General features: G+C 70.4%; 24 protein-coding genes, 2 tRNA genes and 2 pseudogenes. 18 read left to right on the forward strand and 10 right to left on the reverse strand.

Annotation, left to right across the window (positions count from 1 at the left end):
* Nucleotides 1-91: 91 nt before the first annotated feature.
* Nucleotides 92-652: a Uma2 family endonuclease gene (locus tag ACWEOZ_RS42060; RefSeq protein WP_451916277.1), complete on the reverse strand. Its 561-nt coding sequence runs from the start codon at nucleotides 650-652 to the stop codon at nucleotides 92-94.
* A gap of 121 nt (nucleotides 653-773) precedes the next feature.
* Nucleotides 774-3,332, reverse strand: a complete 2,559-nt coding sequence (pepN, locus tag ACWEOZ_RS42065; protein WP_451916278.1) for an aminopeptidase N — start codon at nucleotides 3,330-3,332, stop codon at nucleotides 774-776.
* 127 nt (nucleotides 3,333-3,459) lie between these two features.
* On the opposite strand from pepN, the gene ACWEOZ_RS42070 reads away from it, so the two are divergent.
* From ACWEOZ_RS42070 to ACWEOZ_RS42090, 5 genes are all read left to right on the forward strand, one after another.
* Nucleotides 3,460-4,086, forward strand: a complete 627-nt coding sequence (locus ACWEOZ_RS42070) for a mycothiol-dependent nitroreductase Rv2466c family protein (protein WP_451916279.1) — start codon at nucleotides 3,460-3,462, stop codon at nucleotides 4,084-4,086.
* 76 nt (nucleotides 4,087-4,162) lie between these two features.
* The gene (locus ACWEOZ_RS42075) at nucleotides 4,163-4,405 is read left to right on the forward strand and encodes a hypothetical protein (RefSeq protein ID WP_451916280.1); all 243 of its coding nucleotides are present in this window, start codon (nucleotides 4,163-4,165) and stop codon (nucleotides 4,403-4,405) included.
* Between the two features lie 59 nt (nucleotides 4,406-4,464).
* A complete protein-coding gene (locus tag ACWEOZ_RS42080) occupies nucleotides 4,465-5,655 on the forward strand; it encodes a DUF1015 family protein (protein ID WP_451916281.1) in 1,191 nt (396 codons plus the stop codon).
* Between the two features lie 39 nt (nucleotides 5,656-5,694).
* Nucleotides 5,695-6,615 (forward strand): alpha/beta hydrolase, encoded by a 921-nt coding sequence (locus tag ACWEOZ_RS42085; protein WP_451916282.1) that lies wholly within the window; start codon nucleotides 5,695-5,697, stop codon nucleotides 6,613-6,615.
* Between the two features lie 23 nt (nucleotides 6,616-6,638).
* Nucleotides 6,639-7,112, forward strand: a complete 474-nt coding sequence (locus ACWEOZ_RS42090) for a ribose-5-phosphate isomerase (RefSeq protein ID WP_212989805.1) — start codon at nucleotides 6,639-6,641, stop codon at nucleotides 7,110-7,112.
* A gap of 55 nt (nucleotides 7,113-7,167) precedes the next feature.
* Here the strand turns inward: ACWEOZ_RS42090 and ACWEOZ_RS42095 are convergent.
* Both ACWEOZ_RS42095 and ACWEOZ_RS42100 read right to left on the reverse strand, forming a co-directional pair.
* Nucleotides 7,168-7,429 (reverse strand): annotated as a pseudogene (locus tag ACWEOZ_RS42095) (hypothetical protein); the annotation flags it as partial.
* 622 nt (nucleotides 7,430-8,051) lie between these two features.
* Nucleotides 8,052-9,293 carry a GNAT family N-acetyltransferase gene (locus ACWEOZ_RS42100; protein WP_451916283.1) on the reverse strand — a complete coding sequence of 414 codons (1,242 nt, stop codon included), beginning with the start codon at nucleotides 9,291-9,293 and terminating at the stop codon, nucleotides 8,052-8,054.
* A 98-nt stretch (nucleotides 9,294-9,391) separates the two neighbouring features.
* Between ACWEOZ_RS42100 and ACWEOZ_RS42105 the strand changes: the two genes are divergently transcribed.
* The gene (locus tag ACWEOZ_RS42105; protein ID WP_451916284.1) at nucleotides 9,392-10,036 is read left to right on the forward strand and encodes a DNA-directed RNA polymerase II; all 645 of its coding nucleotides are present in this window, start codon (nucleotides 9,392-9,394) and stop codon (nucleotides 10,034-10,036) included.
* 67 nt (nucleotides 10,037-10,103) lie between these two features.
* Nucleotides 10,104-11,000 (forward strand): glycosyltransferase family 2 protein, encoded by an 897-nt coding sequence (locus tag ACWEOZ_RS42110; protein ID WP_451916285.1) that lies wholly within the window; start codon nucleotides 10,104-10,106, stop codon nucleotides 10,998-11,000.
* Nucleotides 11,001-11,025: 25 nt separating this feature from the next.
* Here ACWEOZ_RS42110 and ACWEOZ_RS42115 read toward each other — a convergent pair whose 3' ends face one another.
* A complete protein-coding gene (locus ACWEOZ_RS42115) occupies nucleotides 11,026-12,165 on the reverse strand; it encodes a CAP domain-containing protein (protein WP_451916286.1) in 1,140 nt (379 codons plus the stop codon).
* A gap of 153 nt (nucleotides 12,166-12,318) precedes the next feature.
* Between ACWEOZ_RS42115 and ACWEOZ_RS42120 the strand changes: the two genes are divergently transcribed.
* From ACWEOZ_RS42120 to ACWEOZ_RS42130, 3 genes are all read left to right on the forward strand, one after another.
* Complete coding sequence (locus tag ACWEOZ_RS42120) at nucleotides 12,319-12,696, forward strand: LapA family protein (RefSeq protein WP_451916287.1); 378 nt, start codon at nucleotides 12,319-12,321, stop codon at nucleotides 12,694-12,696.
* An 84-nt stretch (nucleotides 12,697-12,780) separates the two neighbouring features.
* Entirely contained in the window at nucleotides 12,781-13,104 is a 324-nt protein-coding gene (locus ACWEOZ_RS42125; protein ID WP_360824985.1) for an ArsR/SmtB family transcription factor, read from the forward strand.
* Entirely contained in the window at nucleotides 13,101-13,628 is a 528-nt protein-coding gene (locus tag ACWEOZ_RS42130) for an SRPBCC domain-containing protein (RefSeq protein ID WP_451916288.1), read from the forward strand. Before ACWEOZ_RS42125 ends, ACWEOZ_RS42130 begins: the two co-directional genes overlap by 4 nt.
* Nucleotides 13,629-13,673: 45 nt before the next feature.
* Here ACWEOZ_RS42130 and ACWEOZ_RS42135 read toward each other — a convergent pair whose 3' ends face one another.
* Nucleotides 13,674-14,144 carry a hypothetical protein gene (locus ACWEOZ_RS42135; protein WP_451916289.1) on the reverse strand — a complete coding sequence of 157 codons (471 nt, stop codon included), beginning with the start codon at nucleotides 14,142-14,144 and terminating at the stop codon, nucleotides 13,674-13,676.
* A 41-nt stretch (nucleotides 14,145-14,185) separates the two neighbouring features.
* Between ACWEOZ_RS42135 and ACWEOZ_RS42140 the strand changes: the two genes are divergently transcribed.
* Nucleotides 14,186-15,037 (forward strand): hypothetical protein, encoded by an 852-nt coding sequence (locus ACWEOZ_RS42140; RefSeq protein ID WP_451916290.1) that lies wholly within the window; start codon nucleotides 14,186-14,188, stop codon nucleotides 15,035-15,037.
* Here the strand turns inward: ACWEOZ_RS42140 and ACWEOZ_RS42145 are convergent.
* The 3 genes from ACWEOZ_RS42145 to ACWEOZ_RS42155 form a co-directional block, all read right to left on the reverse strand.
* Nucleotides 14,958-15,434 carry a cyclic nucleotide-binding domain-containing protein gene (locus tag ACWEOZ_RS42145; RefSeq protein WP_451916291.1) on the reverse strand — a complete coding sequence of 159 codons (477 nt, stop codon included), beginning with the start codon at nucleotides 15,432-15,434 and terminating at the stop codon, nucleotides 14,958-14,960. The two genes, ACWEOZ_RS42140 and ACWEOZ_RS42145, sit on opposite strands and share 80 nt — an antisense overlap.
* A gap of 161 nt (nucleotides 15,435-15,595) precedes the next feature.
* The gene (locus ACWEOZ_RS42150) at nucleotides 15,596-16,207 is read right to left on the reverse strand and encodes a hypothetical protein (protein ID WP_451916292.1); all 612 of its coding nucleotides are present in this window, start codon (nucleotides 16,205-16,207) and stop codon (nucleotides 15,596-15,598) included.
* A 125-nt stretch (nucleotides 16,208-16,332) separates the two neighbouring features.
* Nucleotides 16,333-16,406, reverse strand: a tRNA-Gly gene (locus tag ACWEOZ_RS42155).
* Between the two features lie 141 nt (nucleotides 16,407-16,547).
* Here ACWEOZ_RS42155 and ACWEOZ_RS42160 point away from each other — a divergent pair.
* The 7 genes and pseudogenes from ACWEOZ_RS42160 to ACWEOZ_RS42190 all read left to right on the forward strand — a co-directional run bounded on the left by ACWEOZ_RS42160 (nucleotide 16,548) and on the right by ACWEOZ_RS42190 (nucleotide 22,572).
* Nucleotides 16,548-16,621 (forward strand) — tRNA-Pro (locus ACWEOZ_RS42160).
* Between the two features lie 39 nt (nucleotides 16,622-16,660).
* Complete coding sequence (gene tig / locus ACWEOZ_RS42165) at nucleotides 16,661-18,010, forward strand: trigger factor (RefSeq protein WP_451916293.1); 1,350 nt, start codon at nucleotides 16,661-16,663, stop codon at nucleotides 18,008-18,010.
* 205 nt (nucleotides 18,011-18,215) lie between these two features.
* Nucleotides 18,216-18,848 (forward strand): ATP-dependent Clp protease proteolytic subunit, encoded by a 633-nt coding sequence (locus ACWEOZ_RS42170; RefSeq protein ID WP_212989817.1) that lies wholly within the window; start codon nucleotides 18,216-18,218, stop codon nucleotides 18,846-18,848.
* 10 nt (nucleotides 18,849-18,858) lie between these two features.
* The gene (locus tag ACWEOZ_RS42175) at nucleotides 18,859-19,521 is read left to right on the forward strand and encodes an ATP-dependent Clp protease proteolytic subunit (RefSeq protein ID WP_212989818.1); all 663 of its coding nucleotides are present in this window, start codon (nucleotides 18,859-18,861) and stop codon (nucleotides 19,519-19,521) included.
* A 271-nt stretch (nucleotides 19,522-19,792) separates the two neighbouring features.
* Nucleotides 19,793-21,085 carry an ATP-dependent Clp protease ATP-binding subunit ClpX gene (gene clpX / locus ACWEOZ_RS42180; protein ID WP_451916294.1) on the forward strand — a complete coding sequence of 431 codons (1,293 nt, stop codon included), beginning with the start codon at nucleotides 19,793-19,795 and terminating at the stop codon, nucleotides 21,083-21,085.
* Between the two features lie 110 nt (nucleotides 21,086-21,195).
* Nucleotides 21,196-21,729: a GNAT family N-acetyltransferase gene (locus ACWEOZ_RS42185; RefSeq protein WP_451916295.1), complete on the forward strand. Its 534-nt coding sequence runs from the start codon at nucleotides 21,196-21,198 to the stop codon at nucleotides 21,727-21,729.
* A gap of 46 nt (nucleotides 21,730-21,775) precedes the next feature.
* Nucleotides 21,776-22,572 (forward strand): annotated as a pseudogene (locus tag ACWEOZ_RS42190) (carbon-nitrogen hydrolase family protein).
* A gap of 1,571 nt (nucleotides 22,573-24,143) precedes the next feature.
* Here the strand turns inward: ACWEOZ_RS42190 and ACWEOZ_RS42195 are convergent.
* A complete protein-coding gene (locus tag ACWEOZ_RS42195; RefSeq protein WP_433725851.1) occupies nucleotides 24,144-24,359 on the reverse strand; it encodes a hypothetical protein in 216 nt (71 codons plus the stop codon).
* Nucleotides 24,360-24,928 lie beyond the last annotated feature (569 nt).

Raw genomic sequence — 24,928 nt, forward strand, 5'->3', positions numbered from 1 at the left:
CCGCTACCACGCCACCGTGACCATCGCCTCGATCATGATCTGGCTCCGCGCCAACCCAGACCGAGCCCGCCCATGATCCGTCAGATTCGCTCTAGAGCCAAGCGGACGGGGCGACCCGGACCGGGAACGGGGCGTCGACCTGCACCAGGTCGTCGCCCCGAACTGTCTGCCGCGGCAGGTAGCCCTCGGGTCCCAGGGCGTAGGTGTGCAGCACCGGGGCCGGGTCGGGCTCGATCCGCCAGTAGGCGGCGATGCCCGCGTCGGCGTAGAGGGTGGGCTTGAGCAGCCGGTCGTAGCGGCGGCTGGTGTCGGTCTCGACCTCGATCACGCACGCGACGTCGGCCGGGTCGGCCCAGATCGCACCGGAGGACTGCGGCTTCAGCACGGTCACGTCCGGGATCAGATTGCTCGCGCCGGCCTCGATGCCGAGCCGGGCGCAGATCCACCAGCCGTCCGGGGCGGCGCCGCGCAACGTGGTCAGCACGGCCCGGACCACGGCCTCGTGCGGGCCGTCCAGCGGCGGGGTGACGTGCAAGCTGCCGTCGACGATCTCGTAGCGGTGGCCGTCCTGCGGGAACAGATGCAGGTCCGGTTCCGTCCAGCGGCCGTCCGGGGCGGTCCACCTCGGCAGTGAGTTCGTACCGATCGCCACCGACCACCTCCAGCACCGTGGAGTGCCAGCGTACTCACGCTGAGTTGTTTCCGCCGGGTTTCGGTCGCCGTAAGTTTCGCGGGTCGTGCGGATTCAGTCCCGCACGACCCGCGCAAACTCATCAACCGGCGGCGGCGTCCTTCGCCCGGGCCTTCAGCGCCCGCAGCACACCGTCACGGCCTTCGGCGACCAGCCGGCGCAGCGAGGGGGAGTGCCCGTCCGCGGCCAGCCAGGCGTCGGTCAGCGCGACCGTCTCCTCACTGACCTGGTACGCCGGGTACGCCAGCATCGCGAACTCCTGCGCCGGCTCGCTGTCGGAACGCGCCCACACGTCGTCGACCACCTCGAAGAACTTCGGCGCGTACGGCGCGGTCAGCTCCACCTGCGAGGACGTCTGGAAACCCTGCAGCAGCGAACGGCTGAGCCAGTTCGGCAGCTTCTCGTCTCCGGTCAGCTGCCCCCACACCCGCGCCTTGTTCTCGGGCGTCGGCAGCAGGGCCCGGGCCAGCGCCGCCTCCCGCTCACCGCTGGCTGTCCGGTCCGCGGCCAGTTCCTCGGCGATCTCCTGCTCGGTCGCCACGCCCCGGGCCGCCAGCGCCTCCAGCAACGACCAGCGCAGCTCGGTGTCGATGGTCAGCCCCTCCGGCACGCCGGTGCCGGACAGCCAGCCACGGAGCACCGCGACGTCGTCCTCGCCCCGGCCGGCGTTGATGAAGGCGCGCGCCCAGGCGAGCTGGAAGCCGCTGCCGGGCTCGGCAGCCGCCAGGGCTGCCCGGGCTGTGTCGGCGAGCAGCGCCCAGCCGGTCGGCGCCCACGCCGGGTCCGCGTACATGGTCAGCGTGGTGGCCGCCTGCCGCAGGGTCGCGGTGGTCAGGTTGATGTCGCGTTCCTTGGGCAGGCCGGTGCCGACCAGGGCCAGGTAGTCGCGGGCGGCCAGCTCGGCGTCGCGCAGCATGTCCCAGGCCGCGGCCCAGCACAGCGCCCGCGGCAGGGACGACTCGAAACCGTCGATGTGCTGCACGACGGTGGCCATCGAGCGCTCGTCCAGGCGCAGCTTCGCGTACGTCAGGTCGTCGTCGTTGAGCAGCAGCACGTCCGCGGCGGGCACCCCGGCCAGCGCGGGGATCTCGGTCTCCTCGCCGCTCACGTCGATCTCCAGCAGGTCGCGGCGCACCAGCCGGTCGCCCTGCACGTCGTAGAGGCCGACGCCGATGCGGTGGGTGCGCAGCGTGGGATAGGCGGCGGGCGCCTCCTGCTTGACCACGACCTTGGAGTACGCGCCGTCGCCGCCGATGGTCAGCACCGGGCGCAGCGTGTTGACCTGCGCGGTCTCCAGCCACTGGGCGGCGAACTTGCGCAGCTCGCGGCCGGACGCCGTCTCCAGCTCGGTGAGCAGGTCGTCGAAGGTGGCGTTGCCCCAGGCGTGCCGCTGGAAGTACGCCCGCAGCCCGGCCAGGAACGCGTCCAGCCCGACGTACGCGACGAGCTGCTTGATGACGCTGGCGCCCTTGGCGTACGTGATGCCGTCGAAGTTGACCTCGACGGCCTCCAGGTCCGGCATCTCGCAGTAGACCGGGTGGGTCGAGGAGAGCTGGTCCTGGCGGTAGCCCCAGGCCTTGCGGACCGACAGGAACGTCGACCACGCGTCGGTGAAGCGGGTCGCCGAGGTGTTGCACCAGTGGCTGGCCCACTCGGCGAACGACTCGTTCAGCCACAGGTCGTTCCACCAGCGCATGGTGACCAGGTCGCCGAACCACATGTGGGCCAGCTCGTGCAGGATCGTGTTGGCGCGCTGCTCATACTCGTAGTCGGTGACCTGCGAGCGAAAGATGTAGTGGGCTTCGGCGTGCGTGACGCAGCCGAAGTTCTCCATCGCGCCGGCGTTGAAATCGGGCACCCAGAGCTGGTCGTACTTGGGCAGCGGGTACCGCACGCCGAACTGCTCGTGGAAGAAGTCGAAGCCCTGCTTGGTGATCAGGAACAGGTCGTCCGGGTCCAGGTACTGCGCCATCGAGGCCCGGCAGAAGATGCCCAGCTCGATGCCGTCGTGACTGTCGCGCACCTCGTGGTACGGCCCGGCGCAGAGCGCGGTGATGTACGTGCTCATCCGCGGCGACGTGCTGAAATGCACCGTCTTGGCGCCGCCGGCGGCCTCGGCCGTGGAGTCCACGGGCATGTTGGACACGACTTTCCAGTGCCCCGGGACCGTGGCGTGCCAGGTGAAGATGCTCTTCAGGTCGGGCTGGTCGAAGGCGGCGTAGACCCGCTGGGCGTCGGCCGTCTCGAACTGGCTGTACAGGTAGATCTCCTGGTCGACCGGGTCCTCGCTGCGCTGCAGACCCTGCCCGCTCGCCGAGTACGCGAAGTCGGCGTCGACGACCAGGGTGTTGTCCGCCGCCAGGCCGGTCAGGGCCAGGCCCCGCTCGGCCGACCAGCCGGACAGGTCCACCGCGGTGCCGTTGAGCACCGCGGACCGGACACTCGCCGCCGCCACCTCGATGAACGTCTCGGCGCCGGGCTCGGCGCAGCGGAACGTGACCTCGGTGATCGACCGGAACGTGCCGGTCCCGGGCCCGCCCTGGCCGTCGGTCAGATCCAAGGCGATGTCGTACCCGGTCACCTCGAGCAGGCGGGCCCGCTCGGCGGCCTCGACCTGGGTCAGGTTACGAACTCCGGCCACGTTCACTCTCCTCCATGCTGGTCCAGGCTTCGTCGCCCCGACCTAGAGCTTTCCACGTCACCCTATGCGCTTGACCGGTGGCGCATGTCACCGCCGGGTGCGGGCGGAAAGGGGCAGGATCAGAGGTATGACTGAACGCTCCGCGGTCGACATGTGGTTCGACCCGATCTGCCCCTGGGCCTGGATGACCTCGCGCTGGCTGCTCGAGGTGGAGAAGGTCCGGCCGGTCGACATCACGTTCAACGTCATGAGTCTCTCGGTGCTCAACGCGGGCCGTGACCTGCCCGAGCAGTACCAGGACCTCATGACCAAGGGATGGGGTCCGGTCCGGGTCTGCATCGCCGCCGCCGAGGCGGCCGGCCCGCAGGTCCTGCGCGACCTGTACACGGCCCTCGGGACCCGTATCCACCTGCAGAAGTACGAGCTGGACGAGAAGCTCTACACCGAGGCGCTGACCGAGGTGGGCCTCGACCCGGCGCTGGCCGACGCGGCCGGCAGCGACGCCTGGGACGACGCGCTGACGGCCAGCCACAACGCCGGCATGAAGCCGGTCGGCACGGACGTCGGCACGCCGGTCATCCACGCGCCGGGCCCGGTCGAGGGGGAGAAGGTCGCCTTCTTCGGCCCGGTGGTCACACCGGCCCCGAAGGGCGACGCGGCCGGCAAGCTCTGGGACGGCGTCCTGCTCGTCGCGGGCACGCCCGGCTTCTACGAGCTCAAGCGCAGCCGCGACCAGGACCCCATCTTCGACTAGATTTCGGCCGTCTTCGCCACTGAGCCTCCGGCCGGTCGTTGGATGGAGTGAGAACAACATCCGACCGGAGGCTCTGATGGCCGAGTCCGACAGCGTTGCCACTTCCACGATCGCTGTGCATCGTGGCGTGTGGGACAGCTTCTGCCCCAATCTGCCGGCGGATGTCGCCGCGATGGTGGCGCCGCCCGTCACGGTCACCGCGTTCCCGGTGGCCGAGTCGGGCCCGCCCGTCGCCGCGGTCCGCAAGGCCAAGCAGGCCAAGATGCGCGGCAACATGCCGTCCGTGCCCGCGTACGGCAAGGCCCGCCGCTCGAAGTGAGCGTGGGAACACACCGGGGTGTCCGCACGGCTGTCACAGCCGGTCGGTAGGTTCGCGGCATGACGGTCGTGCACCCGATCAGCCGGGCCTGGATCACCACTGGCGGCACCGGCGCGCAGAACTACGACGAGTTCGCCGACGATGCCGAGATCACCGGGATCATCGCCGCGAACCCGCACAGCGCGCTGGCCATCGAGATGCCCCACCGGGCACCCGAGTCCCTGGGCAAGTCGTTCCTCGACTGCCTCGGCGACGCCGCCCAGCGGCTCACGCGGGACAAGGCCGAGGGCAATTACACGCCCGCTGAGCAGGTCGTGGTCCTCTACCGGATCACCGCGGCCGGCGAGCCCACGGCGTACGGTCTGTGGGCGCTGGTCGACACCGACCAGATCTCCACCAGCGCCGACGAGCCCGGCCTGGTCATCCGCAACGAGGACGTCTTCATCGCCAAGGTGCGCGAGCGGGTCGCCCTGGCCGACGCCCTGCAGACCCTGCTCTCCCCGGTCCTGCTGCTGCAGACCGGCAAGGGCGAGGAGCTGCACGCCGCGCTGGCCGCGGCGAGCGACGCGGCCGGTGCACCGGCCGCGACCGACACCGACCAGAGCGGCCGCACGCACGCCATCTGGGTGGTTCCCGCCGGTCCGCTGCAGGACGAGCTGACCGCGCTGGCCGGCGGTGGCGAGCTGGTCGTCGCGGACGGCAACCACCGCAGCCTGGCCGCGCAGACCGGCGGCCTGCCGCGCTTCCTGGCCGTCGTCACCACCCCGGCCTCGGTCGCGATCCAGCCCTACAACCGGCTGATCGCCGAGCTCCCGGACGCCGGCTTCGTCGCCCGCCTGACCGCGGCCGGGGCCCGGGTCGAGGAGCTGCCGCGCCCCGCGACGGTGCCCACCAAGGGCACGATCGAGCTGTACGCGGCCGGCCGCTCCTACTCGGTCGTCCTGCCCCCGGCACCGGGCTCGTCCCCGGTGGAAAACCTGGACCACGCCCTGGTGGAGCGCATCCTGCTCGGTGACGTGCTCGGGCTGGACCCGGGCGACAAGCGGGTCTCCTACATCGGCGGCGACTACCCGGCCGAGTGGCTGCGCGGTGAGGTCGACGCCGGCCGGGCCGAGCTGGCCGTGCTGGTCGCCCCGGTCACCGTCGAGGACTTCGTGGCGGTCAACCTGGCCCGGCAGAAGCTGCCCCGCAAGAGCACCTGGTTCACCCCGAAGGCCCGCGGCGGCCTGGTCCTGGCCCAGCTCGACTGATCCGTCCGACCGCCCCGCCCGCCACCCGAAAAAGGACAAATGGCCCTCCATCCGCAGGTAGAAGCGTCGCTGGCGATCCGGCGGCGGCCGAGTGCCGAGGTGCTCGCCGCTGACCCGTACGAGCAGCTGCTCTTCGCCCGCCGGGCGATGGAGGAGTCCAACGAGGCCGAGTGCGGCCCGGCCATCCCGCTGCCCGTCGTGGTCGACGTGGAGGCTGACGGCGTGCCCTGCCGGCTGTACGCAGCCCGCACCAACGCGCCCGTCTTCGTCTACGTGCACGGCGGCGGCTGGTGCTACGGCAGCGTCGAGACGGTGGACCGGCTCTGCCGGCGCATCGCGGACCGTTCGGGCTGCGCGGTCCTGTCGGTGGACTACCGGCTGGCCCCGGAGCATGTCTTCCCGGCGGCGCTGGAGGACGTCGAGACGGTGCTGGGCTGGGTCCGCAAAGAAGGCGCGGGTCTCGGTGTCGACCCGTCCCGGCTGGCGATCGGCGGGGACAGCTCCGGCGGTCAGCTCGCCACGGTCGCCGCCCGCCGTCAGCGCGACGCCGCCACCCCGCTCGACTACCAGGTGCTGATCTACCCGGCGATCGACCCGATGACGGCCTCGGAGTCGTACGACGAGGTCGGCGGGCACGGCCTCGACCGGGCGTCGATGCGGCTGGCATGGGAGGCGTTCGTGCCGGAGCCGGCGCAGCGCTTCAGCCCGGACGTGGCGCCGCTGGCGGTGGCCGATCTGGCCGGCATGCCGCCGACCCTGCTGCTCACCGCGGAGTACGACGTCCTGCGCGACGAGGGCGCCGACTACGCGGACGCCCTGCTCAGCGCGGGAGTGCCGGTGGTCCACGTCCGGTATGCGGGCGTCAACCACGGCTTCGTCCGCAAGCTGGCCCTCTTCGACGCGGCGCGGGCCGCGGCGGACCAGATCGCCGTGAGCCTGCGGGCCGCGCTGACGTTCTGATCGGGGTTTGACAGACTGCGGTCATGCGCGTCTACCTGGGTTCCGATCACGCCGGCTACGAGCTGAAGATGCACCTGGTCAATCACCTCGGCAAGCAGGGCTACGACGTCGTCGACGTCGGACCGCACGTCTACGACCCCGAGGACGACTACCCGGCGTTCTGCCTGGCCACCGGGGCCAAGGTGGTCGCCGACGAGGGCAGCCTGGGCATCGTCATCGGCGGCTCCGGCAACGGCGAGCAGATCGCGGCGAACAAGATCGCCGGCGTCCGCTCGGCGCTGGCCTGGAAGGTCGAGATCGCCCAGCTCGCCCGTCAGCACAACGACTCGAACGTGCTGAGCATCGGCGGCCGCGAGCACACCCTCGACGAGGCCACGGCCATGGCCGAGGCGTTCCTGACCACCCCGTTCTCGGGCAACGAGCGGCACGCCCGCCGCATCGCCCAGCTCGCCGAGTACGAGCGCACCCGCGAACTCCCGCCCCTCCCGGCAAGCTGACGGCCGCGCCGCACGATGCCGGGCTCGGCTCGGCCCGGGCGTCGCTGTCGGCGGGCTAGCGGTTGCGGGGCAGGTCCTCGCGCGGCATCCAGTTGCGCCGCACGATGACCAGCTCCGCCTCGGCCTGGGCCTCCTGCTCGGCCGTGGGCCGGGCGGCGTCCCGGGCCCGCAGCGCCGCGCCGACGCTGACCTGCGACGAACCGGAGCCGACCAGGCCACGCAATCCCCGCTCGGACTGGTCGTCCCCGCCGGCGCCCGCACCGGACGTCGGCCGGGCGACCGGCCGCGGGGGACGCCCGGGCGGCAGCCCGGTCCGGCTCGGCCGGGCTCCCGGCCGAGGACCCGCCTCGGCGACATCCCCCGGCGCTTCCGGGTCGGCCACCGCGGAGGTCTCAGCCACCGGCTGCCCGGGGACGGACCGGCCAGCCACCGGCCGGCCGGCGACTGACCGGTCAGCCAATGGCTGGCCGGCGGCGGACCGGGCGACTCCGGCCTGCACAGCGAAAGACCCGGCGGCGGAAGACTGAGCGGCGGCAGACCGGGCGGCGGAAGACTGGGCGACTGCGGGGCGGGCGACCACGGGCCTGGGCGCCGATGCAGGCCGGCCGGCGGCAGACTGACCGGCGACAGACTGAGCGGCGCCTGGCTGGGCGGCACCGGACTGGCCGGCGCCCGGCTGGCCTGCATCAGCACCCGGCTGGCCGGCACCCGGCTGGCCAGCATCGGCGCCCGGCTGAGCGGCACCCGGTCGGGCGGCACCAAACTGGGCGACGCCTGCCGACCCGGCAGACGCACCCGTCACGGCCGCCCGCGCCGCCCCGGCGGACGGGTCGGCCGGCGTGGCGGGCGGGGTCGCGGCCGACGAGGAGGGACGCAAGCGACGGCGTCGACGTTCGGGTTCTTCGCCCATGACGCCGAACCTACCGCCGCCCGCCCCATTCAGAACACCTCGACCGGATTGGGCATCCGATGCCAGCCGAACGCGATGGAGGCCCTCCGCAGGCTTCCCGGTGTCAGCTCCCGGACCGTCCCCGCGGCCCCCAGGGCAGCCAGTGACGTAGCCCCCAGGTAGGCCGAGCCCAGCTCCAGCACCGTGCACGCCAGATCGGCCGGGTCGGTCGTCGGCGTACAGGTGGCGCGACCGTCCGGGCCTGCGGTGAGCCGCCAGCGCCCGGTGTTCTGTTCCAGCAGCGGGTCCGTGACGTCCAGCACGACGTCGACCGGGGCCGCGTACGTCCGGGCGGCCAGGGCCTTCGGCAGGTCGGTGATGCGGATCCAGAGGCCGTCGGCCAGGGTGGTGCCGAGCCGGCGGGGCTCGTCGACCAGGTACTGCAGCGGCTCGTCCACGGCGGCGAAGCTGACCGTCACCGAGCGGGCGAGGTCGATGGTGAGCAGGAAGTGCCACAGGGCGGCGTACGCGGCCGGATCGTCGGCCACCACCTCCCGCACCTGGACGTCGCTGTTCGGGCCGTGCCGTTCCCAGCGGCCCTTGGTGCGCCACAGCGCGTATCCCGTCGGGCCGTGCGGGGTCTCGTGCACCACGCCGCGCAGGCTGGTCGCGCCCTCGCGCTGGGACTCGATGTCGGACAGCACGAAACGCCACCAGCGGTCGTCGCGGCTGGACCAGCCGGTGCGCTCCGGGCGTACCCGTTCGTAGACCTTGGCCAGGTCCGGGATCGCGTCTTTCGGGTCGACCAGGCGCAGCCGGTCCGCCGAGCCGGATGCCAGCCCTGTCGGCGGCCGTAGCTCCCGCATCATGATCTGCATCTGCAGGCGCTGCGCCGCCGGTCCGTACCCGAAACGCGGGTAGATCTTGGTCTCGCTGGCCCAGAGGACCGCGATCGGCTCGCGGCCCGCGGCCGCGATCTCCCGCAGCTGGCGGTGCATCATCCGGGTGAGCAGCCCGCGGCGTTTGTGGGTCGGCGCGACGCCGACCAGCGTGACGTGCGCGGCCGGCAGGATCGCGCCGGGCACGGTCAATTCCCGGGTGTACGCGCCCGCGTGCCCGACGATGGTGCCGCCGTCCTCGGCGACCAGCGTCCGTTCGGGCTCGACGACCGATCCCTCGACGTCGCGTGCCTCCGGGGTGACCTGCTCGTGGAAGGCGAAGCTCAGCAGTTCGGAGACGGCCGGCCAGTCGTCGGCGTCGCCCGTCCTGATGGTGATCCCGGAGTCGTCCATGCTGATTGTGTAACGGACGGCGCGCGCGACGGCGACCTATTTGTTGGCTCGTTACTCTCGAAGCAGGGCGGCAACCGGCCGTACCGGGGAGGGGAACGATGCCTGAGCAACCGCAGTGGTCCGAGCGGACGCTCGACATGCCACCGCAGGATCCCTGGGCCAACCCGCCGACGGCTCCGGTGCCGTCGCGTCCGGCCTCCGGGCCGCCGGCTCAGCCGGCCCAGCCGACCCGGCCGGTCCAGACCACCCAGCCGGCACCGCCCGCGCCGCCGCCCTCGCCGTTCTCCAGCGGCCGCGCCGCGGTGAATCCGCATCCGCGCACCCAGCAGTTCGCGGCCGAGCACGAGCCGACCGGCACGGGCTGGCCGGGTGACGAGGCGCCGCAGGAGCGCCGTCCGCTCGGCTGGCATCTGGGTCAGCTGCGCCGCGGCGGCGAGTGGAGCTTCGCGGGCATGCTGTTCGCGTTCGTCTGCTGGGGCATCTGGGCGATCTCGTCCGACGGTGACCTGACCACGCCGGTCGTCGTCTTCATCGTGTCGCTGCTGGTCGCCGCCGGTCTGTTCGCCCTGTCCCGGCTGGTCGGCCGGCTGGTGCTGGAACGGCAGCTGGGCCGGGTGCGCCGCACCGCCCGCGGCTCGCACATCGTCGCCGGCGTCTTCCTGGTCGGCGTGGGCGTCGCCCACCTGCGCCAGACGGAGTGGGTCATGACCGCGTTCAACTGGACCGTCGACCTGTTCCGCTGAGCCGGCCGGTCACCCGATGTGGCGCAGATGACGTCTTGATGACCTCTGTGCGGGTAAGCGCGCGACCATGGTCGATGAACGAACGGGCGTCGTGGTCATCACGTGGCAGCGGCGCGAGGAGGCCCTGGCGGCCCTGAGTCGCCTGGTGGAGCTGCCGGAACGCCCACCGGTCGTGCTGGTCGACAACGGTTCGACCGACGGCACGGCCGCGGCGGTCCGCGCACGCTTCCCCTCGGTGCGCGTGGTTGCTCTGAGTGAGAATCTCGGCGCTGTCGGTCGCAACATCGGCGTACGCGAGCTCGACACCCCGTACGTGGCGTTCTGTGACGACGACACGTGGTGGGAGCCGGGCTCACTGTCCCGGGCCGCGGATCTGCTCGACGCGTACCCGAAGATCGCCGTGCTCTGTGCCCGGATCGTCGTGGAGCCCGCGGGCGTCGACGATCCGATCGTCGCCGAACTGCGTGAGTCCCCGGTGCCGGGCCCGGACTGGCTGCCCGGCCCGGCGATCGGCAGCTTCCTGGCCGGTGCGTCCGTGGTCCGCCGGGACGCGTTCCTGGCCCACGGCGGTTTCAGCAGCCGGTTGTGGCTCGGCGGCGAGGAGGAGCTGCTCGCCACGGACCTGCTCAGCGGTGGCTGGGAGCTCTGCTACCGCGAGGATCTGGTCGTGCACCATCAGGCGTCGAAGCTGCGGGACGCCCGGCTGCGCCGCCGGGTCGGGATCCGCAACACGCTGTGGTTCACCTGGTTGCGGCGCCCGTTGCCGGCGGCGCTGCGCCGGACGATGTTCCTGGCCCGGACGGTGCCCCGGGACCGCACCTCGGCCCTCGCCGCCTGGGACGCCGCCCGTGGCCTGCCGTGGCTGGTCACACAGCGGCGTCCGCGTCCGGCGGCCGTCGAGGCCCGGCTCGCGCCGCTCGACGCGGCCCAGCGCCGCTCGTCCGCCCGCCGGTACGTGGGCTGACCGGACGGCGCCGGGCCGCTGACTGCTACAGCGGGCTGGCGAAGTCCTGGGTCCACACCAGCGAGCCACCGGCGTCGGCTGCCACGCCGACGCCGATGTTCTTGAACCCGCAGTTGAGGATGTTCGCCTTGTGCCCGGCGCTGTTCATCCAGCTCGTCATCACGTCGGCCGGGGTGCGCTGACCCTTGGCGATGTTCTCGCCGGCGCCGGACCAGCGGTAGCCCGCGGTGGTGATGCGGGTGGAGAACTCGACGCCCTCCGGCGTGGTGTGGCTGAAGTAGCCGCGGGCCGCCATGTCCGCCGAGTGCCCGCGGGCCGCCGCGGTGAGCCGGTCGTCGGCGGTCAGCGCCGCGCAGCCGGCCTTCGCCCGTTCGGTGTTGACGATCCGGACGACCTCGGCCTCCAGTGCCGCGTTGTCGGTCGGCTCGGTGGTCGGCTTGGGCGCCGCGGTGGTCGTCACGGGCGCCGACGGGCTGGCCGGCGTGGTGGGGGTTGCCGTCGGCCGCGGCGTGGAAGCAGTGGGCGGCGTGGTGCCGCTGGGCGCCGTACCGGTGGGGTCCGGGCTGCTCGGCGCGGGTGTGCCGGAGGCCGGCGGCGACGTCGGCAGGGTGGGCGGCGCAGTTTCGCCGGGCGTCACAGTGGCGGTGGCACCGGGCACGGCGGAGGCCGTGGCGGTCGGGGCCGAGGTCGGCGGGGTGCCGTCGGTCGTGATGACCACCTTGTCGATGTCCGGCGCGGCGCCGACCGAGTTGGCGAAGGCCAGGTCGTTGTCGCCGGCGCGCAGCGTCGCGGTGAGCCGCAGGGTGGCCGGCCGGGATGTGCCGCGGGTACCGGGGAAGACGATGGCAGTGGGCACGGCGCCGTTCACGCTGATCTGCGCGGTCCGGCTGCGCTCCGCGGTGTACGTGACAGCCAGGCGGGCGGGTCCGTCCTTCTCGGCCACCACTCCGGTGATGGTGAGGACGCCCGGGCCGCCGATGCCGGTGACCCGGCTGCCGCCGGAGCAGCGCCGGCAGTCGACAGTGTGGGCACCGCCGGCGAAGGTGTTCACGGAGGCTTCGGCCTCGTACGTCGTGGTGCCGGCGCTGGCACTGGCCGCGACGGCGATTCCGGCGACGACGGTGACGACGGCCATGCCGCCGACGATGAGGACGGGTCTGCGCATGGTGATCCGAATCGTTGGGGGTGGAGTGGGGAGGGGCGGTCCGGCGCAGACGGTAACGTCCCTTTTCGACATAGGTCTATTAGCTTCGGCTTAAATCTGACAAGACCGGTGAACGGGGTTGACGGAGCGCAGTGATGGGCAAGACTGAGAGTTATGGTCTTCCCATCCGAGAACCGTCCGCTCACCCCCGCCGAGGACGCGCCGCCGCCGCTCCCGCCGGAGCTGGCCGGGACACTCGCGGGTCTCGAAGGTGCTGGTGAAGCGCCCCCGCGCCGAGAGTCGCCACGGGTGCCGCGGACGCGTACCAGTGCGGTCTGGTTCGGGGTCTGGGCCGGCGCCGTCGGCCTGATCCTGCTGATCATCTTCGTGGCGCAGAACACCGGCAACGTGCGGCTGAGCTTCCTCTGGCTCGACGGTCAGATCCCGCTGGCGCTGGCCATGCTGATCGCCGGGGTGTGCGGCGCGTTCGTCGCCATGGCGGTGGCCTCGGTCCGGATCATCCAGCTGCGCCGGCTGGTCCGCCGCCGCTGAGCATTACCGACTCCGTCCGGCCTGACGCCGGGCGGAGTTTTCTGCACCTTGACATGTGACCCAATGGTCACATAACTTGGCGTCATGACGGATGACGACGACAGGGTGTTCAAGGCACTCGCCGACCCGACCCGTCGCTTCCTGCTCGACCTGCTCTTCACCCGCGAGGGCCGCACGCTCACCGAGCTCGAGTCCGAGGTGGAGATGACCCGCTTCGGCGTGGCCAAGCACCTCAAGGTGCTCGAGGAGGCAGGGCTGGTCGTGGTCCGCCGCGCGGGCCGGGAGAAGTTGCACTTCCTCAATCCCGTGCCGATCCGGCTGATCCACGACCGCTGGATCGACAAGTACACCGAGCGTCACGTGACGGCGCTCGTCGATCTCAAGAACGCGCTGGAGGACGAGACATGACCACCGAGACGACCGCCCTGCCGACCCAGGTCTACCGCGTGTGGATCAAAGCCACGCCGGAGAAGATCTGGACCGCGATCACCGACCCCGAGTGGACCGTGAAGTACGGCTACGCCGCCCCGGCCCACTTCGACCTCAAGCCCGGCGGCGCGTACCACTCGGATGCCACGGACGAGATGCGGGAGTTCGGCAAGCAGAACGGCTTCCCGATCCCGGACCGCATCGTCGACGGCGAGGTCGTGGAGAGCGACCCGCCGCGGCTGCTGGTGCAGACCTGGCGGATGCTGATGGACCCGGCGACCGCGGCGGAGCCGTACACGACGCTGACGTACCTCATCGAGGAGCTGAAGTCCCAGCCCGGCGTCTGCCGCCTGACGGTCACCCACGAGATGGCCGGTGCCCCGGCCACCGCGACGATGGTCGCGGGTTCCCCGCTCGACGAGGCGGGTGGCGGCGGCTGGGCCTGGGTGCTCAGCGACCTCAAGTCGGTCCTGGAGACAGGTACGGCGCTGAGCGGCCGCTAGCTGTAGCCACCGGACGATGCCGGCCCGCGCGCCGGGCCGGCACCGTCAGCCGATCCAGTCCCCGGTGTCCCGGTGCCGCCCCAGCCCGGCCGCGTCGAACTCGTCGTGGTGCTCACCGGGGCTGACCCCGAGACGGGCCAGGACCTGCGAGATCGGGCTACCGGCCGGTGCGAAGTGCTCGTCCTCGCCGACGGACAGCGGGCCCAACGCGAGCCGGCCACCCCTCCACAGAGCCGCACGCTGGGTTCCCACACCGCCGAAGAACTCGGCTTCGACATAGGCGACCGGTCCGGCCGCCGATCGGGCGGCCAGCCCGTGCTCGAAGCCGGCCGGCAACTTCCAGAAACCGAGCGTCTCGCTCGGGGGCCCGCCGCCGGCCGCGTCGAACAAGTCGTCGGTCATGGGGATCAGCGAGAGCCCGGCATGCAGCGGCACCACGACGGCGACCGGCCATCGGTCGACCATCGGACGCAGCACGCCGGGATCTCCGATGACCGCTTCCAGGGTGTATCCCAACGCCCGCTCCTCGGCTTGACTGCTCTTGTCAGTCTCCAGGAATGCCGACAGCGATCGATGCCACCACGCTGCGTCGCGTGGTGAGCCACCCCGCGGTCTGGTGCGTGCCGGTGGCCGCCGTCCTGGCCTGGGCGGCGATGTCGTTCAACTCCGGCTTCTACGAGTTCTGGGTCAACTTCGACCCGCAGGGAGACGGTCAGCAGCTGGAGTGGGTGCAGACCCGGCGCATCTTCCGGTACACCTCCGGCGTGCTCTGCGGTCAGCTGCTGGCCCTGATCGCCGGGATCGCGCTGAGCCGCCGGCACCGGCACGCGGTCGCGCTGGCGATCGCGGTCGCGCTCGGTCTCGTGCTGGCCGGCGTGACGGTCGCCGCCGCCTTCCCGCTGGCGGCGGCGCTGGAGAGCATCCGGACCGCCGCCTTCCCGGCGGTCGACGATCCGATCCTGATGCGGGTCCTGCTCGGCGAGCTGGCGGCCTTCCCCCTGTACGCCGTGGCCGGCGTCGGACTCGGCATCCTGATCGACCGCAGCCGGCGCATCCGGAAACGCCGATGGCCGCTCCTGGTCCTGTCCCTGCTCGTCTGGTGCGTGGCCACCCTGACCGGGCTGGCCCAGGACGACGAGTTCGACGCCTGGCCGTGGCTGCTGTGGTCGGTCCCGTTCGTGGCGGCGGGCGCGGCGATCGCGCTGGCCGGGCTGTCGTCCGACGTGTGGGAGGTCCCGCCCGTACCGGTGGGGGACTGGGGCCGGTCCGCCACCATCGCCCTGCTGGTCGGCGCGGCCGCGTACGCGATGATCCTGAATTTGCTCGCCGTCACACGTCGTTCCGGTGACCGGCCGCCCGCCGGCAGTCCTGCAGCCGGCTCCGGGCCGACTGGAGACGCTCACCCATGACCAGCAGGAAGCGGCCGGTGAGCTCGAGGCCCAGCGCCGGGTCCCGCTGGCAGAGGGCCCGGACCAGGGGTCCGTTGAAGGTCAGCGTGTGCGCGGTGCTGGTCGCGACAGCACCGAAATGCCACCGGTACGGCGGGAACAACCACGACCACCCGAGCACGGCTCCGGGCTTGAGCGTCTCCAGCACGAAGTTGTCGTAACCGGGCACCTCGGCGTCGAGATACACCCGGCCGTCGGTGATGAGCCAGAACTGCTCGGCGGGCGTGCCCTGGCCGAAGATCCGGTTCCCGGCGTGGAACATCGACCGGCTGGTCAGCGGGGCGAGCAGGCTGAGCTGATGCTCGGTGAGCCCGGCCAGGAACGGCTGGTCGGCCAGCATTTCGACGGTGGTGAACATGACCCCAGCACACCGCGGGCAACAGCACCGGCGTGAGGGCCACACGTCGGGTCACGCCGGGTCCAAAGGCCCGTCAGACCCAGTTCACCGGATTTCCGGTCGCCAGCGAGGCGGCACCGAGCCGCCGCAGCGTCCCGGTCGCTACCAGCGCTCGGCGATCATCAGCTCCGGTCCGGCGCCACGATGTCTCCGGCGGCCCGGATCGCATCGAGGAAGCGCCGGAAGACCGGCCAGGGAAGCGCCCAGCGGCCGTGCATGGTCATCGTCACGTGGTCGGCCGGCATCGGGACGAACGGTCCGTCCTCCGGCGAGGCGTCGGGGATGCGGACGTCGAGGAAGTTGTTCTCGGTGCTGTCCTGGTCAACCTCGTACAACTCGTAACACCACGAGTCGACGTCGCCGTAGTGGAACTGGTTGACCACGAACCGTCTGCTCCCGTATGACCAGGTGTGGAGGGTCAACGGGAGGGCTGTGGCCTCGGCCGACAGGTCGCGCTCCTCGTCGACCAGGTCATCGCTGGCGTCGAGCTGGTCGATCAGCTTCTCCAGGACGAGCCAGGGCAGGACGCCGCCGCCGGCATGGACGACGACGTGCTCAGCCGGCTCGGGCGTGAAGGCCCCGTCGGGAGTCGCGTCGGGGATGTCGATGGCCAGGTGGGGCCGGGTGGCGGGCGGGCCGGTCAGTCCGGTCACCTCGTAGTGCCAGGCGTCGTCGGGGAGGCTGTACATCGAGATGATCTCGTACAGCTCGCCGTCGACGGACCGGATCTCCATCGCCGGATGATCGCAGCCTCCGCCAGGGATGCCGAGCGGAATCCGCCGGCCGGCACGACCGTCGAAGGCCGGGAATGACCAAGGCCCAGGTCGAGGAAACCGCCTCTGACCTGGGCCTTTGCCGATGGAGCGGGCGACGAGAATCGAACTCGCGTAATCAGTTTGGAAGACTGAGGCTCTACCATTGAGCTACGCCCGCATGCGCCGCACCATGGTGCCGCGCGTGCCCCACACTACTGAATGCCGTCGCGGCATGCGAACCCGATATCCCCCGCGTGGCGCACCCGGGTGACGCCGCGGCACACGACACGCGGCGGACCGCATACACTTGCCGTCGCCACGGGGTGTGGCGCAGCTTGGTAGCGCACTCGCTTTGGGAGCGAGGGGCCGTGGGTTCAAATCCCGCCACCCCGACTTCACCAACATCGAAGAGATCCATCAAGGAGTACGCCTGTGAAGAGCACCGTCGAGACTCTGAGTCCGACTCGGGTGCGGCTCGCCATCGAGGTGCCGTTCGACGAGCTGAAGCCCAGCCTGCTGAAGGCGTACCGCGAAATCGGTTCTCAGGTCCAGATCCCCGGCTTCCGCCGGGGCAAGATCCCCGCCGCGGTCATCGACCAGCGCGTCGGCCGGGGCACGGTCCTCAACGAGGCCGTCCAGGAGGCCATCCCGCAGCAGATCCTGGCCGCGGTGCGCGAGCACGACGTCAAGACGCTGGGCCGGCCCGAGGTGGAGATCACCGAGTTCGCTGACAACGAGCCGCTGAAGTTCACCGCCGAGGTCGACGTCCGGCCGGAGATCTCGATTCCCGACCTGTCCGGCATCTCGGTCACGGTTCCGGCCGTGGAGATCGGTGACACCGAGATCGACGAGCAGATCAACGGCCTGCGGGAGCGTTTCGCCACCCTCAAGACCGTGGACCGCCCGGCCGAGGAGGGCGACTACGTCCAGCTCGACCTGCGCGCGACGGTCGACGGCGAGGAGGTGCCCGGCGGCTCCGCGACGAACATCTCGCACGAGGTCGGCAGCAAGCAACTCCTCCCGGGCCTCGACGAGGTCCTGGTCGGCCTGGTCGCCGGCGCCGACGCGACCTTCACCACCCAGCTCGTCGGCGGCGACTTCGCCGGCCGTGACGCCGAGGTGTCGGTCAAGGTCAACTCGGTCAAGGACAAGCAGCTGCCCGAGATCGACGACGAGTTCGCCCAGCTGGCCAGCGAGTTCGACACCCTGGACGAGCTGAAGAACGACCTGCGGGAGCGGCTCGGCAAGGTCAAGAAGGTCGAGCAGATCTACGCCGCCCGTGACGAGGCGCTCAAGCAGCTCGTCGAGGCCGCCGAGATCCCCGCGCCCGAGGGCATCGTCAAGGACGAGGTCGAGGGTCGCAAGCAGGCCATGACCGACCAGCTCGAGCGCATCGGCGCCACCCTGGAGGACTACCTGACCTCCGAGGAGAAGACCGAGGAGCAGATCGACACCGAGCTGACCGAGGCGGCCACCGAGGGCGTCCGGATCCAGCTGCTGCTCGACACCATCGCGGACGCCGAGGACATCCAGGTCTCCGACGACGAGTTCGGGCACGAGATCGTGCACCGTGCCCAGCGCGCCCAGATGCAGCCGCAGCAGTACTACGACCAGCTCGTCCAGTCGGGGGCGGCCGCGGCCGTCTTCGGCGACGTGCGCCGCGGCAAGGCCCTGGCCAGCGTCATGGAGCGGGTCACGATGAACGACACCGCCGGCAACACGCTCTCCCTCGACGACCTCCGCGAGGCCTCCGAGGACGAGCACGCCGGGCACAACCACTGAGCTGGTGCCATGGATCGGCCGCCGCGCGTCGCTTCCGGCGCGCGGCGGCCGCTCTTTTTCCGGGTACGGCGGGAGCTGATGCGCTGTCAGCGAACACCTGCCCGAGCGGGAAGCTGATGCGCATGCGACCGGTTAGGTTGGTCGTACGACGGACAACCTGCCGGCCGGATAGCTCGGCCGACACAGTCAGCTGTGAAGGGCTGCCATGACCGATCTGCACATCCCTGCGAGCCCCACCCTGCGTGGTGGTGACTCCATCAGTGGCAACCTCGACGACTCGGTCTACAACCGCCTGCTGCGGGAGCGGATCATCTTCCTCGGCAGCGAAGTGACCGACCAGGTTGCCAATCGCATCTGCGCGCAGTTGCTCCTGCTCTCCGCGGAGGACCCGGACCGCGACATCAATCTCTGGATCAACTCGCCGGGTGGTTCGGTGTACTCCGGCATGGCGATCTACGACACGATGCAGTTCATCGACAACGACGTCTCCACCGTGGCCATGGGCATGGCCGCGTCGATGGGTCAGTTGCTGCTCTGCGCCGGCACAAAGGGCAAGCGCTACGCGCTCCCGCACGCGCGGATCATGATGCACCAGCCGTCGGGCGGCATGGGCGGCACCGCCGCCGACATCGCCATCCAGGCCGAGCAGATGCTCTACACCAAGCGCATGTTCCAGGAGCGGGTGTCTTTCCACACCGGCCAGGACCAGGCGCAGATCGAGGCCGACTCCGACCGGGACCGCTGGTTCACGGCCGAGGAGGCGAAGAACTACGGCTTCATCGACAAGGTGATCACCGGGGCCACTCAGGTTCCCGAGGGCGCCGGAACGCTGAACTGAGGAGCTGAGAATGACTGACCTGACGATGTCTCCCGGGTTCGCTCCGGTGCACAACCGCTACGTCCTGCCCTCGTTCGTCGAGCGCACGTCGTACGGCGTGAAGGAGTCGAACCCGTACAACAAGATGTTCGAGGACCGGATCATCTTCCTCGGCGTGCAGGTGGACGACGCGTCGGCCAACGACGTGATGGCCCAGCTGCTGACGCTGGAGAGCGCCGACCCGGACCGCGACATCCTGATGTACATCAACTCGCCCGGTGGCTCGTTCACCGCCATGACGGCGATCTACGACACCATGCAGTACGTCCGCCCGGACATCAGCACGGTCTGCCTGGGCCAGGCGGCCAGCGCGGCCGCGGTGCTGCTGGCCGGCGGCACCCCCGGCAAGCGGATGGCGCTCCCGCACTCGCGGATCATCATCCACCAGCCGGCCACCGAGGGCGGCTACGGCCAGGGCTCGGACATCGAGATCCAGGCCCGCGAGATCCTGCGGATGCGCAGCCAGATGGAGGAGATGATCTCCCGCCACTCCGGCCGCACCCCCGAGCAGGTTCGCAAGGACGTCGACCGCGACAAGATCATGACGGCGGCCGAGGCCAAGGAGTACGGCCTGGTCGACACCGTCCTGGCCACCCGCAAGAAGAGCCTGCAGGGCGTCGGGGCCGGCAGCTGAGCCTGCCCCTGGGCAGGTGAGGCACGGCGCGATCCGTGCCGGGAGCACGCGGTGTCGGGGGTCGGTCGGCTCACGCTAGACTGACTGACCCCTGACACGCCCGTTTTGGGGGGTCGGAGAACGGCCCCACAGCGGGTAACGTCAAGCCAGCAACCTCAGTAACGCGGGCCGGCAGACGATGAACTCTGTAGGACGTGGTTCGGCAACGAGGAAATTCATCCTCAGGCCAGGGGCCGGCAGCAGCCGGCCGATGAGCGCAGGGAGAACGTAGGTGGCACGGATCGGCGACGGTGGCGACCTACTGAAGTGCTCCTTCTGTGGGAAGTCCCAGAAGCAGGTCAAGAAGCTCATCGCGGGCCCTGGTGTCTACATCTGCGACGAGTGCATCGACCTCTGCAACGAGATCATTGAGGAAGAGCTGGCCGAAACCGGCGAGGTGAAGTGGGAAGAGCTTCCCAAGCCGATGGAGATCTGCCAGTTCCTCGACACCTACGTGGTGGGGCAGGAGCAGGCCAAGAGGGCCCTCTCGGTAGCTGTCTACAACCACTACAAGAGGATTCAGGCCGAGTCGGCCGGCGCGCCCGGGGGTGGCAGCGACGTCGAGGTGGCCAAGTCCAACATCATGCTCATCGGCCCCACCGGCTGCGGTAAGACCCACCTGGCGCAGACGCTGGCCCGGATGCTCAACGTGCCGTTCGCCATCGCGGACGCCACGGCGCTGACCGAGGCGGGCTACGTGGGTGAGGATGTGGAAAACATCCTGCTCAAGCTCATCCAGGCCGCGGACTACGACGTCAAGCGCGCCGAGCAGGGCATCATCTACATCGACGAGGTCGACAAGATCGCCCGTAAGAGCGAGAACCCGTCGATCACCCGGGACGTCTCCGGCGAGGGTGTGCAGCAGGCCCTGCTGAAGATTCTCGAGGGTACGGTCGCGAACGTCCCGCCGCAGGGCGGCCGTAAGCACCCGCACCAGGAGTTCATCCAGATCGACACCACCAACGTGCTGTTCATCGTGGGTGGCGCGTTCGCCGGCCTGGACCGGATCATCGAGTCGCGGGTCGGTCAGGGCGGCGTCGGCTTCGGTGCGCACCTGCGGTCGGTCTCCGAGCGCAACACCGACGACATCTTCAGCAAGGTGATGCCGGAGGACATGCTGAAGTTCGGGCTGATCCCCGAGTTCATCGGCCGCCTCCCGGTCATCACCACGGTCCGCAACCTCGACCGTGAGGCCCTGATCAAGATCCTCACCGAGCCCCGCAACGCGTACGTGAAGCAGTACCAGCGTCTCTTCGAGCTGGACGGCGTGGAGCTGGAGTTCGACACCGGCGCTCTCGAGGCCATCGCCGACCAGGCGATGCTGCGGGGCACCGGCGCTCGCGGCCTTCGCGCGATCATGGAGGAAGTCCTCCAGACGGTCATGTACGAGGTCCCGAGCAACCCCGACGCGGCCCGGGTGCTCATCACCCGCGAGGTCGTGGTGGAGAACGTCATCCCGACGATCGTCCCCCGCGAGTTCGTGGGCCGGCGCGCCCGCCGGGAGCGCGAGGAGAAGTCGGCCTGACCGCTCAGCGCGGACTGCCGGAGATCCTGGCCGGGATCGAGCATCACGAACGACTCCCGGCCGATCCCTGGCTCGAGCTGGTACCGCCACCGTCGCCCCAGCGGGCGGCGGTGGCGTCGTTTCCGGGTCACGTCGTCGTGGCGGCCGACATCGACCGGTTCTGGCTCGACTCGTACCTCGGCACCGGCGACGACCTGTCCATGCCGCTCTCCGCGACGTTCCTCGGCGCGCTCGAGGAACGTCTGCGGCTCGCGGCCGGCAACATCGACGCGGTCCTGCTGTCCCGGCCCGCTGCCGGACCGCCCTCAGTCGAGCTCTCCCTGATCGAGGACAGCAACCACCCCCGGGTGGTGCGCGCCCGCCGTTACCGCACTGACGTACGGGTCTGGACGTGCGGGCCGGGGGTGCTGGTGCTCGGCCGGGGACTGGGCGGGCGGTGGGAGGCTGCGGTCGAGGTCGAGCCCGGCGCCCGCAACGGGGGAGTGGGCAGAGCCTTGGCGGCAGCGGCGCGCCACGTCGTGCCCGAGGGCCGGCCGGTCTGGGCTCAGATCGCGCCCGGCAACGCGTCGAGTCTGCGGGCTTTCCTCGCCGCCGGGTATGCGCCCGTGGGCGCCGAGGTGCTGCTGGTGCCGCCCGGCCGCTGACGTTCGTGGCACGCGGGACGGGGCTCTGCGCCGTACCCTTGCAGTCATGCGTGTCGCCGTCTGCCAGCTCAATGCCCGCGACGACCGGGCGGCCAACCTGGCCGCGGCCCGCGAGCTGCTGGGCCGCGCGGCCGCGGCCGGCGCGGACCTGGCGGTCCTGCCCGAATACGTCGACTATCTCGGCCGGTCCGCCGGCCTGCCCAAGCCCGAGCCGATCGACGGCGAATTCGCGGCGTTCTTCGCCGGCGCAGCCCGCGAGCTGGGGATCTGGGTGCACGCGGGCTCGTTCCACGAGGCCGGCCCGGACCCGGACCGCACCTACAACACCTCGCTGATCTTCGACCGGACGGGCGAGCTCGCCGCGACCTACCGCAAGATTCACCTGTACGACGTGGAGATCCCCGGCCGGGTGTCCTACCAGGAGTCCCGCTCGGTGGCGCCGGGCGAGGAAACCGTGGTGACCGACATCGACGGCGTCCGCACAGGCCTGTCGATCTGCTACGACCTGCGGTTCCCGGAGCTGTACAGGCGGCTGGCGGTGCAGGGCGAAGCCAAGATGATCATCGTGCCGGCCGCGTTCATGATGCACACGGGACGGGACCACTGGGAGGTGCTGCTGCGCGCCCGGGCGATCGAGAACCAGTGCTACGTGGTGGCGGCAGGCCAGATCGGCGACCACGACCCAGGCCGCACGTGCTTCGGCCGCAGCATGATCATCGACCCCTGGGGACTGTGCTGGCCCAGGCGCCGGACACGGTGGGCATCGTGACGGCGGACCTCGACCTGGAGCGCCTGGACGAGATCCGGACCGAGCTACCGAGCCTGGCCAACCGCCGGCTGTGACCCGTCGCCTGCGGCGACGATGAGTCTCGGCACTCGGGATTCGGTGTCACGTGGGTGAGTCTCGTGTGGGGTGGGAGTTCGGCAGCGGCGCAGCTGCGTCCAGTGCTTCCACCGTGCTGACCCGCGAGCATATTGCCTGTTCGGATTGGCTGTCTGCGGGAAGTCTGAGCCCTTGCGCTGTGCCGTATCGGGTCTCTGTACGGCGACTGGATGTCGGCTTGCAGAGGTGGCCAGGTTGTTGCCGTGAATCCCGAGTGGTGGTCCGGGTGCTTCCGCGCAGCTGGTGTTGCGCGGGTTGGAAGTCGGCGCTTCAGAATTGATCCGGCCGATGTCGGCTCCTCCTCGCGGACGTCTGGGGGACTCCGCCTCCTATCTTCGTCTGGGGCTGTTCGTCTCCCTTACGTTGTGCGGGACTCGTCCCGTCACGTCGGCAAGGCTGCGGGCTGTCACGTTGTGCGGGCCGTGAGGTCGTCACGCTGCGTGGAGAACTGGCTGGCACGCTGCGGCGAGGTTCAGGGCTGTCAGATTCCGCGAAGTTGTCGGGCTGGCACGTTCTGCCGAGTCGCCGAGTCGCCGAGTCGCCGAGTCGCCGAGTCGCCGGGTTGCCGGGTTGCCGGGCTGCGGGATGGGGGGTTGCCGGGCTGCCTTGCCGCCACGTCCTGTGGACTGCCTGGCCGTGACGGTTTGCGGGACTTAGGGCTGTCTCGTTGTGCGGGCTGCGGGGCCGACACCTTGTGCGGAGCTCTGGCTGTCCCGATGCGCGAGGGTTTGGCTATGGCGTTGCGCGGAGCTCTGGCTGTCCCGATGTGCGAGGGTTTGGCTGTCGCGTTGCGCGGAGCCTTGAGCTGTCCCGACGCGCGAGGGTTTGGCCGACACCTTGCGCGGAGCTTGGGCTATCACGCTGTGCGAGGGATTTGGCTGTCTGGTTGCGCGACGAATTTGGCGGCGTTACGTCCCGTAGATTTGTCGGGCTGGCATGTTCCGCCGGGTCTGGCCAGCAGCGGTGGTCCAAGCAGCAGGTCGCCGGTTAGCGGGTTGGCATGTTGCGCGGGCTACCTGGCCGCCGCGTTCCGCGGGTCTGGCGGGGCGCCACGTCTCAGAGGGCTGCTAGGCCGCCGCTCCCTGCGAGGCGGGCGGGCCGCCGCTTGGTGTGAGGCTGCCGGACCGCCACTTCCTGTGAGGCTGAGGTGCTTCACTTCCCGGGAGGAGCGTTAGACCTCGTCGGCACTCCGTAGGTGGGGCTGTCAGCCCTCTCGCTACGGGGAAGTTGGACCGTCACTCCCTGCGCGAGACCTGTCGGGGCTGGTGCCCATATTGGGTATGTCGCTGCGGATCGTCGCATGATCCGGGCGACTGGTTCCGCTTCTATCTGCGGGCGAAGGGCGGAGCTGCTCCGCCGATGGCAGTGGTCGACTTGGTCCGCTGCCGGCGGAGGACCACCAGACCGTCACTTCGTTGTTCCGGCTCCGCCTCCCGGGATCCTCGTCAACAGTCGACGACGGCCCATCTTCCCGGGCACGGAGTCCACGGCGCCGCAGGCGCCGGCTCACGGCAGCCCTCGTCCCGGCTCTTCAGAAGGTTTGCACCAGGTAACTCAAGACCGCGACGCAGACCAGCGCACCGCCGATGAGCAGCATCGCCCCGCCCATCCGGGTCGGTCCACGCTGGACCAGGCGGTGCACCGACACGACGACCGCGGCCAGCACCAGAACGCCGATGATCACCTGTGTCAGCGGCGCCAACAGATTGAACAGCGCGTCGGCGGCGAGCACCGGGGGATGGGCCATGACTGCCACTCTGGCACGGTGTCGCACCTGATGGCGGGATGGGCACTCCCGTCGATTTGCGTTTCGGGTGGGGCGTCGCGTAACTTTCTCTCTGCCCGAGGGGAACCCGGACGGAACGGCACGAAAGTGACCGAGCCGGCGGTAACTTGGAGGCAGCTGAAGGAAGGCGCTATGCTTACCGACAGCACCGGGCGATGCAGGCCAGACCGGGAAACCGGAGTTGCGCCAGCGAGACCGACCGGGTAGAATACAACAGCCGGCAGGAGCCGGGCGGATGGATCGTTAAGCGATCATCGGCCGGTCTGCAAGGCCACCCGACGACATTCACACCTTCTGGGGTGAGCGTCAGCGCGGGAACCATTCGGGCGGTGCCACGAGGGTCTTCGGATCTTCCAAGACTCAGGTCTTGCGCTGGCGAAGCCGACCGGGTAAGTTTGAGCGGTTGCCCCGAAACGGGTCCCGATAGGAACGCGGTTCGGTGTGTGGTTGTTCTTTGAGAACTCAACAGGGTGCTAGATAAGCCAGTGCCATGAGTAATGCCTCGGCCCTTTGGGGTTGGGGGTTCTTCT

The organism is Actinoplanes sp. NPDC004185 (assembly GCF_053603475.1).

Coding starts and splice junctions, on each gene's coding strand:
- ACWEOZ_RS42070 (WP_451916279.1), top strand. CDS start 3,460: ATGACTGAACGCTCCGCGGTCGACATGTGGTTCGACCCGATCTGCCCC.
- ACWEOZ_RS42075 (WP_451916280.1), top strand. CDS start 4,163: ATGGCCGAGTCCGACAGCGTTGCCACTTCCACGATCGCTGTGCATCGT.
- ACWEOZ_RS42080 (WP_451916281.1), top strand. CDS start 4,465: ATGACGGTCGTGCACCCGATCAGCCGGGCCTGGATCACCACTGGCGGC.
- ACWEOZ_RS42085 (WP_451916282.1), top strand. CDS start 5,695: ATGGCCCTCCATCCGCAGGTAGAAGCGTCGCTGGCGATCCGGCGGCGG.
- ACWEOZ_RS42090 (WP_212989805.1), top strand. CDS start 6,639: ATGCGCGTCTACCTGGGTTCCGATCACGCCGGCTACGAGCTGAAGATG.
- ACWEOZ_RS42100 (WP_451916283.1), bottom strand. CDS start 9,293: ATGGACGACTCCGGGATCACCATCAGGACGGGCGACGCCGACGACTGG.
- ACWEOZ_RS42105 (WP_451916284.1), top strand. CDS start 9,392: ATGCCTGAGCAACCGCAGTGGTCCGAGCGGACGCTCGACATGCCACCG.
- ACWEOZ_RS42110 (WP_451916285.1), top strand. CDS start 10,104: ATGGTCGATGAACGAACGGGCGTCGTGGTCATCACGTGGCAGCGGCGC.
- ACWEOZ_RS42115 (WP_451916286.1), bottom strand. CDS start 12,165: ATGCGCAGACCCGTCCTCATCGTCGGCGGCATGGCCGTCGTCACCGTC.
- ACWEOZ_RS42120 (WP_451916287.1), top strand. CDS start 12,319: ATGGTCTTCCCATCCGAGAACCGTCCGCTCACCCCCGCCGAGGACGCG.
- ACWEOZ_RS42125 (WP_360824985.1), top strand. CDS start 12,781: ATGACGGATGACGACGACAGGGTGTTCAAGGCACTCGCCGACCCGACC.
- ACWEOZ_RS42130 (WP_451916288.1), top strand. CDS start 13,101: ATGACCACCGAGACGACCGCCCTGCCGACCCAGGTCTACCGCGTGTGG.
- ACWEOZ_RS42140 (WP_451916290.1), top strand. CDS start 14,186: ATGCCGACAGCGATCGATGCCACCACGCTGCGTCGCGTGGTGAGCCAC.
- ACWEOZ_RS42145 (WP_451916291.1), bottom strand. CDS start 15,434: ATGTTCACCACCGTCGAAATGCTGGCCGACCAGCCGTTCCTGGCCGGG.
- ACWEOZ_RS42150 (WP_451916292.1), bottom strand. CDS start 16,207: ATGGAGATCCGGTCCGTCGACGGCGAGCTGTACGAGATCATCTCGATG.
- ACWEOZ_RS42170 (WP_212989817.1), top strand. CDS start 18,216: ATGACCGATCTGCACATCCCTGCGAGCCCCACCCTGCGTGGTGGTGAC.
- ACWEOZ_RS42175 (WP_212989818.1), top strand. CDS start 18,859: ATGACTGACCTGACGATGTCTCCCGGGTTCGCTCCGGTGCACAACCGC.
- ACWEOZ_RS42195 (WP_433725851.1), bottom strand. CDS start 24,359: ATGGCCCATCCCCCGGTGCTCGCCGCCGACGCGCTGTTCAATCTGTTG.